12 protein-coding genes are annotated in these 13060 nt (G+C 30.6%); 3 read left to right on the forward strand and 9 right to left on the reverse strand.

Annotated elements, in window-relative coordinates:
- Nucleotides 1-52: 52 nt before the first annotated feature.
- Both BM371_RS09135 and BM371_RS09140 read right to left on the reverse strand, forming a co-directional pair.
- Complete coding sequence (locus tag BM371_RS09135) at nucleotides 53-2353, reverse strand: GAF domain-containing protein (RefSeq protein ID WP_034678219.1); 2301 nt, start codon at nucleotides 2351-2353, stop codon at nucleotides 53-55.
- A 161-nt stretch (nucleotides 2354-2514) separates the two neighbouring features.
- Nucleotides 2515-3000, reverse strand: coding sequence for a hypothetical protein (locus BM371_RS09140; protein ID WP_034678220.1), 486 nt, complete (start codon nucleotides 2998-3000; stop codon nucleotides 2515-2517).
- A 149-nt stretch (nucleotides 3001-3149) separates the two neighbouring features.
- On the opposite strand from BM371_RS09140, the gene BM371_RS09145 reads away from it, so the two are divergent.
- The 3 genes from BM371_RS09145 (at nucleotide 3150) to BM371_RS09155 (ending at nucleotide 5233) form a co-directional block, all read left to right on the forward strand.
- Entirely contained in the window at nucleotides 3150-3725 is a 576-nt protein-coding gene (locus BM371_RS09145) for a Crp/Fnr family transcriptional regulator (RefSeq protein WP_177225351.1), read from the forward strand.
- A 68-nt stretch (nucleotides 3726-3793) separates the two neighbouring features.
- Complete coding sequence (locus tag BM371_RS09150; protein WP_034678223.1) at nucleotides 3794-4546, forward strand: SDR family oxidoreductase; 753 nt, start codon at nucleotides 3794-3796, stop codon at nucleotides 4544-4546.
- Nucleotides 4547-4549: 3 nt separating this feature from the next.
- Nucleotides 4550-5233, forward strand: coding sequence for a succinate dehydrogenase cytochrome b subunit (locus tag BM371_RS09155; protein ID WP_228376787.1), 684 nt, complete (start codon nucleotides 4550-4552; stop codon nucleotides 5231-5233).
- 11 nt (nucleotides 5234-5244) lie between these two features.
- On the opposite strand, the gene BM371_RS09160 is transcribed toward BM371_RS09155, so the two are convergent.
- The 7 genes from BM371_RS09160 to BM371_RS09190 form a co-directional block, all read right to left on the reverse strand.
- Complete coding sequence (locus BM371_RS09160) at nucleotides 5245-6075, reverse strand: tetratricopeptide repeat protein (protein ID WP_034678226.1); 831 nt, start codon at nucleotides 6073-6075, stop codon at nucleotides 5245-5247.
- 527 nt (nucleotides 6076-6602) lie between these two features.
- A complete protein-coding gene (locus BM371_RS09165) occupies nucleotides 6603-6800 on the reverse strand; it encodes a hypothetical protein (RefSeq protein ID WP_034678227.1) in 198 nt (65 codons plus the stop codon).
- 5 nt (nucleotides 6801-6805) lie between these two features.
- On the reverse strand, nucleotides 6806-7546 hold the full coding sequence (locus BM371_RS09170) for a hypothetical protein (RefSeq protein ID WP_131430989.1): 741 nt from the start codon (nucleotides 7544-7546) through the stop codon (nucleotides 6806-6808).
- A 120-nt stretch (nucleotides 7547-7666) separates the two neighbouring features.
- The gene (locus BM371_RS09175; RefSeq protein WP_034678231.1) at nucleotides 7667-8437 is read right to left on the reverse strand and encodes a hypothetical protein; all 771 of its coding nucleotides are present in this window, start codon (nucleotides 8435-8437) and stop codon (nucleotides 7667-7669) included.
- A 190-nt stretch (nucleotides 8438-8627) separates the two neighbouring features.
- On the reverse strand, nucleotides 8628-9926 hold the full coding sequence (locus tag BM371_RS09180) for a tetratricopeptide repeat protein (RefSeq protein WP_051882928.1): 1299 nt from the start codon (nucleotides 9924-9926) through the stop codon (nucleotides 8628-8630).
- A gap of 153 nt (nucleotides 9927-10079) precedes the next feature.
- Nucleotides 10080-10736, reverse strand: coding sequence for a hypothetical protein (locus tag BM371_RS09185; RefSeq protein WP_034678233.1), 657 nt, complete (start codon nucleotides 10734-10736; stop codon nucleotides 10080-10082).
- Nucleotides 10737-10741: 5 nt separating this feature from the next.
- Nucleotides 10742-13033 carry a hypothetical protein gene (locus BM371_RS09190; RefSeq protein WP_131430991.1) on the reverse strand — a complete coding sequence of 764 codons (2292 nt, stop codon included), beginning with the start codon at nucleotides 13031-13033 and terminating at the stop codon, nucleotides 10742-10744.
- Between the last annotated feature and the right edge of the window lie 27 nt (nucleotides 13034-13060).

The following is a 13060-nucleotide window of genomic DNA, read 5'->3' on the forward strand; positions in this document are numbered from 1 at the left end:
GTAAGTTGTATTTTATAAGGATGACTGTTTTGTTTTAAAACAGAATTATTATTTAAGCCAAAGAAACCCTTATTGCCAACAACCCCGAAATTCCCTGCAAATCTTCTACTTTGAGAAACTCAACATCGTTCTTTAAAAGTCCTTTCTTTTGAAGCGTATTGATGTACTGAAGATATTCTTTCTGATTTTCCAGACCGAAATAAACGATCGCGATTTTTCCGGGAGATGTAATTCTTTCCTGAGAATTTTTGATATGTGCTTTGTCGATTCGTTTTTTGATGATTTCATAGTAAGAATTGTGAGCGCCATCAATGTCGAAACGCTTTTCATCCATACGGAAACGGATGTCTACTTTTTCGTTATACACAAAAATCAGTGAGGCAATATCTAAAGGAATCGGAAGATTCTGTTTAAACATCTGAAACTCAATTTCCATATTGCAGACCGTTTCCAATTGCCAGAATCTTAGCTGATGCACATCTTTCTGAGAGTAATCTGCATCGGGAGAAATATTCTGACCGATATATAAATTGTGCTCTACACCGTCAGATTTGAAACGCTCATAATAATGCGGGAAAATTTCCTGCGCCTGAACCTGACTTTTATCCAAAACATCCGCCAGTTTTCTGTTGACCAATGTGATCGATTCATCTAAATTTCTGCGCTGATTGTAAAAAAGCTGATTCTGTAAAGTGATCTGCGAAATATACGTTTTGATCTTATTCTTTACTTCTTCGGTTGCGCTGGTTTCCAGTTTTCCCTGAAGGTAAGGGTGAATTTCGTCACGAAGAAGGCGCTGAAATCGTTGTTCAGTATCGGCTTTTATTTCGTTATTCAGTTCATTTTCAAAAATTTCTAATGCCAAAAGATATTTTTCGGAATCTGAATTGATTAAAGTAAAGATCTCATAAAGACATTCCAACTGATGATTGAGGTCAACTTTCATCAGGTTAAAACGTTTTTCCGAAGAAGCTCTAATATCTGAGAAACCAAATAACGGAGTAAGATTTTTAAATGAAATCTGCTTTAAAGTATAAATTTTCTTAGATAAAAAGGCGTTGAAATACTTCTCGGCTTCATTTCTGAATTTCCAGACTACAGAATCGTGGATGGATGTATATTCTCGCTGAATAATCGCTTCGATCTGATTGTTTCTCTCAAAGCTGAAACGGTTGAGTGAAAAGAGAATCATGTCCGTGAAAAATTCCATTTTCTTTAGTTTCAGGCCATTTAAAGAATTGGCAATTGGTGAGGTAAATTCCATAATTGCCATCAATTCTCCATCTTTCATAATCGGAATGACCATAAAACTTCGTATTCCTGTATTTTTTAAAATTTCAAAAGACGACATATTTTTCACCTCTTCGTCCATTTTATCAATATCGGAAATCACGATCGGCCTGGAATTATAGTTTATGTTTTCAAAAGCAGTTTTTCGGATTTCTTCATCGAAAGTATTAAGCCAGAAGTCAAGAATATGACTGGTAAAAACATTTTCGTAGATCGGAAGCCGCTCAAGCTTTTTATCTTTTTTATTGAAAAGCATTAAGCCGAAATTCAGATCCGGAACATCGAAATAAGATTTGAAAATTTCTTTTAAATTTTCGTCTGGAGCAGGATGTTCCAGATCAACTTTAATGAGTGTAGATTTAAGATCAGATAACGCAACTTCAGAAGTACAATCGATAAGTGAAATAATGGCAAACCCGCTCAAAATCCAGGATTGAGGCGGGAAATTTTTTTTCCACAATCTGATATCGTCGATGTTTTCAAGCAGCATATTTACGGTATCTTCGTCGGGAATTTTGGTGTCTTTATCCGGATAAACATCGGTGAAATCTGAATTTACCGTGATTTTATAATGTTTTATAATTCCATCCTTATTCGGAATGTCATAGTAAAGTGGAAGGGTTGCCCGTAAATCTGTGCTGAAATGCACCTGCAAAATTAAACAGCAACAAAAAATATAAAACTCATCGTCATCAATTTCCCTGAACTTGATTTCGAAATCGGTTCCTGCGTCGCTAAGAATATTTCTGAATCTTTCAGTATAATTAAAGGTAATATTGGCAAGCGGAATACTGGCTGCTTTAATTTCGTTTCGGGTTAAACCTGTGGGGAAAAGGTCTGCCAATAAGAGTCTGATGAGGTCGTCATGTTTTTCGAGTAGCGAAAGATCCTGAAAACCTTCTCTTAATTCTTTGAAGTTTTTTGTTCTCTCGATAAGTGATTCTGCATAATTTGCCCGGTATTCCAGACGATCATTGTAGCGGATATGTTCCAGCACATCCAAATACTTTTTGAATGAAATGAAAACCTGAAACGGACTGTTATTTGTATCGAGTTCCGACAAAATCTGAAAAAAATTGTGGAGGTAAAGGTATGAAAAAAGGATTTTTTAATCGAAAAGAGAACGGTAATATTTGTGAAATATTAATGTTCAAAATAAAACCGCTGCTTGATTGCAACGGTATTATTTTTTATTACGTTTCAAAAAATATTTAAAAACAGAATTTATTTTTTTGGTTTTAAAGATAAATTATCAATATAAACAGCCTGGTGTATACCATTCAGCATCACTTTTAAGCCTAAATGCGCATCTTTTTTCAAAGAAACATTGATTGTTTTTTTGTCGCCTGTAATTTTCGAAGCTTTCGCTACAACAACAGAAGCTTTTGTGTCGGCTGCGTTGTTTAATGACAAAACTTCTATTGTTGTTTCACCTCCGTTATCAGATATATCAAACGTTAATGTATAATTTCCTGCTTTGATTTTCGGAGTTACCAAAACCATGTTTTCGCGTGGGCTCGTCATCGAATAAAAAGTCACTTTTTTATCTTTAGAGTAAAGCATCGCTTTTCCTGATTGGGCAGTCCAGCATTTGTCGATATCTTTCCACGTATCAAAATTTTCCGCAAGAGTAGTTACTGTTTTACATTGTGCATGAGCAGTAAGAAATCCGCCTAGAGTCACTATTCCTGTAAGTAATATTTTTCTCATAAATTGTTTATATATTATGAAGTAAAAGTAGCTAAAAAAGATTTTGTTAGAAAGTTTAAATTTGATTATTTTGAATGATTCTAAATGTTTTTTATCATCTTTATTTTTATTATATGCAAGAAAACGTAACTTGTACAAAACTATTAATTATGCCCAATCAGTTGTATCATCATATTGTAAAACTTGTTCCTGCATTTGAAAAAGAGGTTGAAAAAGTGCTTCCTTATTTTGAAAAACGGAGCTTTCCAAAAGATTATATTTTGATCAAAGAAGGAAATATGGTGGATGAATTTTATTTTGTTTTGAATGGTTGCCTTCAGATTTATTTTACAGACCATTCAGGAAGTAAAAATACAATTCATTTTGCGATCGAAAACTGGTGGGTGACAGAATATAACGCTTTCTTGGGTGCTCCTGCAGCTCATTTTAGTATTGCAGCTTTAGAGGAAACGGAAGTTTTATTTATTAAAAAAGAAAAATTCAACGAGATGTTGCTCGATTTTCCTTTTATGGCTATTTATTTTAATAAAATTCACATGAGAGCTTATGGTGCAGCATTACAGAAGCAAAAAACGTATGCCGTAACGAGCAAGAAAGATTTTCATTATTATTTCTGTACGCATTACCCTGATCTTGTGAAACGCTTTCCGGATGATGTTTTTGCTTCCTACATCGGAATTTCAACTGAAGAGCTGGCTATTTTAAACAAAAATTTTCGTTCTTAAACCAGTTTAAGATTTTTCAGACTCAAGTTACTGACCTTTGTTTTATTAATTTAAAAAAAATTAAAACAATGAAAATAGTAATTATCGGAGGTACGGGTCTTATCGGATCACAACTTACCAATCTTTTGAAAGACAAACATGAGGTAATCGTTGCATCACCCAATACAGGAGTCAATACATTAACAGGCGAAGGTCTGGATAACGCACTTGAAAATGCAGATGTTGTAGTGGATGTTTCTAATTCTCCGTCTTTTGCGGATGATGATGTGATGAATTTTTTCAAAACCTCTACTTCAAACCTTTTGGAAGCCGAGAAAAAAGCGAACGTAAAACATCACATTGCTTTATCGGTTGTAGGAACTCAAAAATTGAGCGCAAGCGGATATTTCAGAGCAAAACAAGTACAGGAAGAGCTTATCGGTTCATCATCAATTCCGTATTCAATCGTTCATGCGACGCAGTTTTTTGAATTTGCCGGCGGTGTTGCTGCTTCAAGCGTAAAAGAAAACGGAATGTTTGTAACTGATGCTTTTGTTCAGCCGATTGCAAGCTCAGAAGTGGCTGCATTTTTAGCAAAAACGGTAGAAGAAAAACCGAATCTTGGAATTTCTGAAATTGCAGGTCCTGAAAGAATGCCAATGAATCATTGGATTGAAAATTATCTGTCTGTAATGAATCGTCCTTCTGAGATTACGATTGAAAAAGAGGCTCCTTATTTCGGTGCAGTTCTGGAAAAAGATACTTTAGTTCCGGAAAAAGCAGTTTTTGAAAGTAATATCAGATACCAGGATTGGATTGCAGATCCAAAGAACCAAAGATAAATATTGATTATTATAAAAGGTTTCAGACGTTTTATGACGAGTTCTATCGGCAGAAAGGTGGTAATGGCAGCGACTGGTCTGTTTCTGATCAGTTTTCTGATTGTACACTGCGGTGTAAATGCTTTGATCTTTTTTGATGACGGAGGAAAAACGTTTAATATTGGTGCCCATTTTATGGGTACCAATCCTGTTATCAGGACGATTGAGGTGTTTCTGATCATTGGTTTTCTGATTCACATTGTTCAGGGATTTATGATCTGGTGGCAGAATAAGAAAGCGCGACCTGTACGTTATGCAGTAAACGGAGCATCCAAAAACAGTACCTGGTACAGCCGAAGCATGGCATTATTGGGCACATTGCTGCTTTTGTTTCTGATGATTCATACTTCAAATTTCTGGATTCCCAACCGAACCAACCAATTTATTCACGGCGAAGAACTTCCGCTTTATGAAATGATGATCGAAAAATTTCAGAACCCGGTTCAGGTTGTTTTATATGTATTCGGATGTTTTTTATTGTTTTGGCATCTGCTTCATGGTTTCAAGAGTGCCTTTCAGTCTTTAGGAATAAATCATGCGAAATATAATTCTACAATCGTATTTTCAGGAACGGCTTTCGCATATGTTGTGCCGTTCATTATGGCGATGATGCCGGTTGCTATTTATTTGGGGTGGGTTGGGGAGTAGGTAGGTGAAAATTATTTTGTTCTCTCAAAAACTCTCGAGGGAATTTTTTGAATATCCTTATTTTGCTTTTTCATTAGCAAGATATACTTTTGATATGAATTTTTTGCTTCAGATTTTTTGTTAAGTTTCCAATAATTATCAGCTAAATTTAAATGTGCAACCACTCTGTCAGGATATTGTTTAATAATATTCTTCAATAAAAATATAGATTCCTGATGGGCATTAATTTGTTCTAATCGATAAGCTTCGTTATTGGCTAATTCAGCATCAGTAATAATAAGATTAAAAGTTATATGCTGAGGAAAATTTATGAATAAGTCTTCAGCTGATTGTCTGAAATATACCTTACCAAAAGTTTGATTTTTAGAGTTGTAAATAAAACAGATAGGCTCGTTACTAAAATTTTCAACCAGGTTATTTCCAATAGATTCTAAATCATTATATGTTTTTTGAGACATATCATCACCATCAATATAGATTTTATTTAGACTTACACCTGCTTTCCCAAACTTTATGATTTCTTTAGAAATCAATTTTATATCATTGTCGGAATATTTAAAATCATATTTCTCTTTGATTTTTGTTATTGATGCATTCGATTCATAAACCAAAGTGAATCCATTATTATCTTTAATCAATTCTGTTGATAATAACATTTCGCTCATAATTAAATTTTTATAGACCTTTTGCTTATGATTAAGGGTCAATATTAAATCATTATCACTTATTTTAATTTTATAATCACTAGTGTCTGGTTTGGTGGATATTGATAATTCTTTTTTTTGTTGTTGTGAACATGAAGCTATTGTAAATGTAAATAAAATGAGTAGTAAATATTTCATAACTAATTATTAACCCTTTATATTTTTATTATTCATCTTGGTGTTTAAAAAAATATTTATTTATTGAATTTTATAAAAAAAATATGGTGGTATATTTTTTCGTACGTATTGCATTATCAAAATTTTCAGATTCAGAAATATCATCTGAAAATCCATAATATTTTTTACCTTTTTTAAATAAAACTAATATAGGTTTTTACTTAATGAGTGCTTGAGACTGGTTTAAAATCCGAATGCTTGGTTTTACCTCTCTATATGGTAGAAGCAATCATTTTTTTTTAATTGCTTAATTTTTATTCTTTTTTAAGTTCCTGCCAATTAATTGATGCAGCTTCATTGCCAACTCCTTTAATAAAAAAAATCTCTTTGTCTTTTTTTATCTCAAAATCTGGGTATTTAGATTTACAGTTTGATTCTTCTCCATCATAATAAAGTTCGATGTAATCAGCTTTATCAATAATTTTGTATTTTCCATTACAACGAATTGGTTCGTGGTAAGTATTAGTTTTTAGAAAAGCCTTATTTTTTTAATTGTAAAGTAGTATGATATAGATGGTAGTGGCTTCAGTTTCAGTCTGAACCGAGAACTTACCAATATATTTAGAAGGAATTTCTTTGTATTTGGAAACTTGAAATTTTGTCTTTCCTTTTGGAACTGTGTCATGATTTTTGCAAGAAAACACAAGAATCAAACAGCTTACAAAAATAATTTTATATGCTTTCATTCTTGTTATTTTTTATTAAAGAACCCTTTTTCAGTTATTTCGATATTTGTTTTACAAAAAATTTCAGTATTCAATTCATTTACAGTAAAATCTTTTAGATATAATTTTAAATTTTCATCAATATAAAAGAATCTTTTATAGCTTTGAATATCATCATAATTATTGTAATAAATGATTTTAGAATCAATAAGAACGTCTTCATTATTAAATGTTGCTAAACATAAATAATTAAAAGAAGATTTTCCATTTCCACTTCCTAAGATTGATTTGTATTTATCCCCATTTTTATATAGTTTAACAATATAGTTGGGTGTTTTTGATATAGTTCCAGCATAATAAACCGAATCTAGTACCACTGAACTATCATAAAGTTTTAATAAAATTTCAACCTCTTTTTTAGAAGCATCAATAACCTCTTTTTTATTATAGTTCAAAGAATTAAAAAAATCATCTGTGTTTTTTTCAATAAAATAAAATATAGAATCATAACCTTTTTTTGAAGTTTTCTCAATTGAAAAATCAGGATTTGCATCATCAATTTCTTGTAGGTTATTCCATTCTTTAGGAAAATTGTATTCAATTAGTTTTTTCTCTCCTATTGGTAGTTTTAATAATACTTCTGTGTTTTTCTTTTTTTCATTATTTTCATTTAAGCTCACTATGGGCTCATTAGTGACCTGTTTTAAATTATTTTTTTTGCACGAAAGGCATATTAAAATAGATAGATAAAATATTAAATTTTTCATAATTTATTCCTTCATGAGTTCCTGCCAATCTTGATTTAAAAATCGTTTGCTTTTAATGAAATATTTTCCATCTTCATATTTAAGATAAAAATCATCCAAATCATCTTGGTCACACTTTCCTTAAGCATGTATAATATTTTCATTATTTATTAATTCATATTCGCCTTCACAGCCATAATCTTCAGAATATTTTGCATCAATGCTTAAAATTGCTTTTGCAGGAGATTTTACCGTAATAAAATATCCTAAAGAAACTTCCTCTCCATTGGAATTACTGATTGCAGGAGCATAAATTTTATAAGCACCAACAAGGTTAGGTTGTTTTAATATATTTTGTTTAACAAGACTACCTTTATTTTCTTTAATTATTATTGAGTTCTGCTTTGTTATTATTCCATCACTTGATAATTTAAAATGTTCTTCTTTTGTGAATATTGTATTCTCTTCATCTGTTTTGAATTCTTTTGTAAAAAGATTTCCATCTTTATTAAAGTAGCCAAGTTTTAAATCAATTGCAAACGGATAGCTTTTCTTTGTGTAAATATTTATTTTTTTTGAAAATTGCGAATTTTCGAAAATCAAAATATCTATTTGATGTATCGTTGGAGGAAAATCGTAGTTAGGATCTTCAATAGTTTTAAATGTTTTAAGGTAAATAAATGATTGATTTTTATTGGAAATAGAATCTACAACAAAAGTAGAATCCAGTCGAATCCCTTTTTCTGTTATAAAAGAAATATAATTTCTATTTTTCACTAATTTTCCTTTAACATTATCAAAATAGTCTAACTTATTTAAAATAGACTCATTAATCATATCAGATTCACTTATAGCAACAGAGCTTTGATAAGGGTCTATCTTCCATTGATGAGGAAATTTTGTTGTAACCATTTCTTTACTTCCAATTTCTGTAAACTGAAATAATTGATTTTCTTTTTTTCATCAATTTCAGAGTTTTCTTACATCCTGTAATAACAATTACTAAGAAAATGAATTGTAAATGTTTCATGATCACTGATTATAGATATTACTTACACTAGCAGATGTAGAGTTACTGTTCATTAAAAGACATAAATAAATTTTACTTTATCCTTTCATAAACTCTTTGTGGAATTCTCAATAAATCTTTTTTCTGGCTTTTCATTAATTCAATATATTTTCGATAACTTTCTTTTGCTTTTTCTATATTGTTTAATCCCCAATATGCGTCAGCTAAATTTAGATAAGCAACTACTCGAGAAGAATCTTTTTTTAAAATTTCAATTAATAAGAAATATGATTCTTTGTATAATTTTTTTTGTTGTAAATAAAAAGCAGCATTGTTATATTGAGAAATATTGTCTTTATTAATAGGAAATTCACTAAGTATATTTTTACATTTCTGAATGTCAATATTTCCATTTTTGGCATCTTGTTCGAATTTTTGTAAATTATTTTCCGAAATATTTCTTTCTACACAAACTTTATCCCTAATTGATTCATCTGGAATTGGTTTAAGTTTGTCTCTTATATCTTTATCAATAAGATTTATATTTTGCTTCACTTCACAGTAATATTCAATATTTGGATTTTCTCGCCAATTCGATGTGATATAAATGGATTTTGTGAGAAGCCATTTCCCATTTTCATATACTACATAATTGTTTCTTCTTGCTCCGTCTGAACCTTCAAAATATGTAGATATATAAAATACTTCTTGTGAAGATTGGGAATTGATTGGAATAATGTCGTCAATTACAAATCCACCGTCTTGTGAAAAATTGTAAGAATTAATGATATGTTTATATTCTGATTTTCCATTGTTTAAGAATAAAATCAAATTATCTCCAAGATTTTTTTTGTTTGAAAAAATTTTATCTTTAAATCCATCTTTGTTAATATCAATATTCCTTACAAAGAAATCATTGTTTGTTTCGTAATACAATAAATTTTTGTTTTCTACCGAGTTGGCTGATTCTTCTCCGTTTAAGCGTAAATAATAATCTACTAAAGAATAAATTTTAGGTTTGTTTCCTACTGAATACTCTATAATTAGCCATTTGTTTTCTTGAGCAATTTTATTGAAAACATATTTTTCTTTTTGAAAGTTAATTATTTTATGATGTGTTTTACTTATTTTTTTTGAAAGTTCATTATTAACTTCTGAAATATAGTAATTGGCATCATCTGCAATTGTATAAAAATCATCGTCTCCATATTTTTTCTTGAGTTCTATAATTTCTGTATCATCTGGAGTTAGCAGCAAAATAGTTGAGCTATTTATAATTGTATCACTCTTAATAACTGCATTTTGATTTTGTAAATTATTTTCGTTTTCATATTTTTTACATGAAAATAAGCATGAAAATGCTAAAAAATAAAGGGATTTTGTGTTTCTCATTTTTATTGTTTTGGTATACAGAATTTTGCAGTTGCTTTCTAAGACTTTCCCATATTAAAGCAATTATTCACTAAATTTTTCAAAAAAAATACTTACAAGTTTAAAAATTTATTTCATTTTTATATACAGCAATAATTATTGAAAAATAATTTTCTATTCAACTTCATCCCCATACAACATTAGCTTGTTCAGAAAATCACGATTCCAGTTTTCTGTATAGATGTTCTGAAGTTCTGATGCCCATCCTGATGTATCCTTTTTTTCATTATTAAAATAACCTGAAGAATAGTATTTCCCTGTGATAAAATTAAACGACTTAATATATTTGGTCCTATTGTCCTTCGAATAGCTGAGATCATATCCAATAACTTGTATTTTTCTATTTTTAGGATTAAATCTGAATTTAATTTTTTCAATTAAATTTTTCTTTTCACCAGAAATATTAGGTTTTGTAATTTGATCTGCATAATCTATCCGAAGTTCTATAATTTTATCTTTACTTATAGGATCGCCCAAGAAATAATCTGATTCAATATTATTATATAAAATACTATTGTTGAATACTGGTATTTCAATTATTTTATTTAAAGATGATAGTTGTAAAGAAAGTATAAAACTTGAGAGATCATCAGTTTTCTTCGCCTGAACTTTCACTTCATCTTTTATGTTATCATTATCAAAGTATAATGATTTCTGAGGTTCATACAATGTATCAATAGTGGATTTTGAAGTATTGCTTACCTCATTTTTTTTCTGACATGAGATATTAATAGTTAATATACATACGATTAAAAAAAACATTTTTTTCATTATACTTATTCTTTTATTTCTTTAATATTTATTTTTGATGTTCCACAATGCAAATGGGCTCTGTGATGAGAATCTTCTCTAAATGTTATTGCATTTGTTGGTTTTCTTAACCTCATTCCTGGTTTATAATAAAATGTTGTAATTCCAAAATTTGCCATTGCGTTAATATATTTTTGCGTATTTTCTAGGTTATAATAATCTGAATCTATACTTTCTCCATTGGTATGCGAAACACTTGGAAAACATGTTCCGTCTTTCATTGCAGAACCTTCAGAAACTAAAGGGAGACCGCATTCTGCTAAAGCTCCTATTAATGCAGCGAAATGATCTCTTCCCATATATTTTCGTATTGTGTTTTGGAATGATAGATTGATTTTTATATCTTCAGAATTATAGTTTAAAGGGTCTGGAATCTTTACAATAATGGCTTTTCCCCCTGACTTAACAAATTTAAGTTTTATTGATCCTCCACCTTCACCAGCTTCTCCTGATGCAATTACTGTCCCATCTGAATATTTATATACATGCTTTTGGTTTACACCTGAAATGTTGAACGCTTCATGAGAAATATATCCATTCGGTATTGATGTTGGGTTTGGTTTTTGGCGTTTTACTTTGTCAATTTCTAACCAGTCAACTAAACAAATTTCATGTTCTTTTTCATTTTTATCATGGTATATATATTTATATTTTTTTTCATATCCTGATTTAATAGCTTTTGGGATATGTCTTTCAATCTCACCATTTGCAAAAATGTGATAAGTAATAATATCTTTAGAAGTAACAGATTTACTGTTTTTTCCATGATATTTTTCATACATGAAGAATCCGGTTTTCAGTAAATTATAATTGCTTTTTCTCTTTTCCCAACCATTTGGCATACCTGTATTCTTATTTCTACCATTTAACAATACAGAAATAAGTTCAAGATATTTATCAACATAAACCGCTAGCTCATTTAGTGATTTTCCAGATGTTTCGTCTCCCCACCTGTCAACAGCAGAAGATGGAGATTTAGGCATTTTTTTGTTCACACTCCAAATCCAAGCTCCACTATCTATACAATAATGTATGTTATTGGCAACTATTTCTGGTTTTTGCACAATGCTTTGATCCCCTTTATAATCTGCATAATCTTTATAAGGACCAGGATTATCAAAACGTGTAGTTGAATCTTTTGGATTCGTTCTTACCCCAGTAAGTTGTAATAGCCCTCGACCTTTATAAATACTCTGACTTGATAGGTAATCACTTTTTGTTTCTTCTGACAGTGCAAAAGTTCCAGTTTCTTCTGCAACCTGTGCAAGAAAATGCATTTTTTTAGCACAGGTATTAATATTGTATTTTTTTAAAGCACTGTTTAATTCTTTAGTGAGTGTTGCAAAGCTTTTATCCTGTATATTACATTCAGCTCTTTTACCTCCTTTTAGTGCTTGCCCTTCCCATATTGTTTCACTCCCTTTTAGAAGCTTTACAAGCTGTCGAACATCCTTTTCTTCAAAATCTCTATTGCAAAAACATTTACTTTTTATACTCTTATCAATATCACTATTCCCCACACTCGTCGCAGTCCTCGTTTTTTCTTCTACATAATCTCCGATTTTCCCAATCCCTTCAGCAATAATATTGGTAGCTTTTTCAATAAATCCAGTAGATTCCTCTTTCTTTTCAGCTTGTTGCTTCGGTGGCTGTTGTTGCTGTGCTTCTGTTACAGAAACAGGTGTTTTATTTGTTTTCTCCTTTGATAAATAGGATGCGCTTACAAAAAACTTTTTAGTGGTGTTGTCATTACCTGAAAAAAAATTCATCCATGTTTGTGGTGTTGCATATTCTGATAGTTTAAATTTTATTTTGGCAATACCATTTTTGTCAACTTTTGCAGTTTTGGGTTTCTGATATTTTTTTTCTTCTGTTGCTCCTTCCTCCCAAAGATAGAAAGTTATTTCTTTTCCTACCAGATTTGAAGTCCGGGCTTCTGCGCTCAAGCTTTCGTTGAATGTGGCTTTGTTTACATCGGCATTATTCCGGTTGAGTAAAATGACTCTTCCGATAACAGGTTCATGTTTTGTTCTGGGCACAACAACTAAGCTTGCCGTCAGTTTTTTCTCAATCTTATTCAGAATATTCTTACTTTCTGTATGAACTTCTATTTTAAATGAAATGCCTACCGCTTTTTCACCAAATGTATAGGGAACTTTCTCGCCATATTTTATTTTTCCTGACACTTGTTTCCATTTGTTGTTTACCTGCTTATATAAAGTCCAGATATGTTTTTCATTCTCTTTTTTTCCGAACAAAGGATTTTCGAATTGATAAATAAAATC

It is taken from the genome of Chryseobacterium formosense (genome assembly GCF_900116415.1).
Classification (GTDB): Bacteria; Bacteroidota; Bacteroidia; order Flavobacteriales; family Weeksellaceae; genus Chryseobacterium; species Chryseobacterium formosense.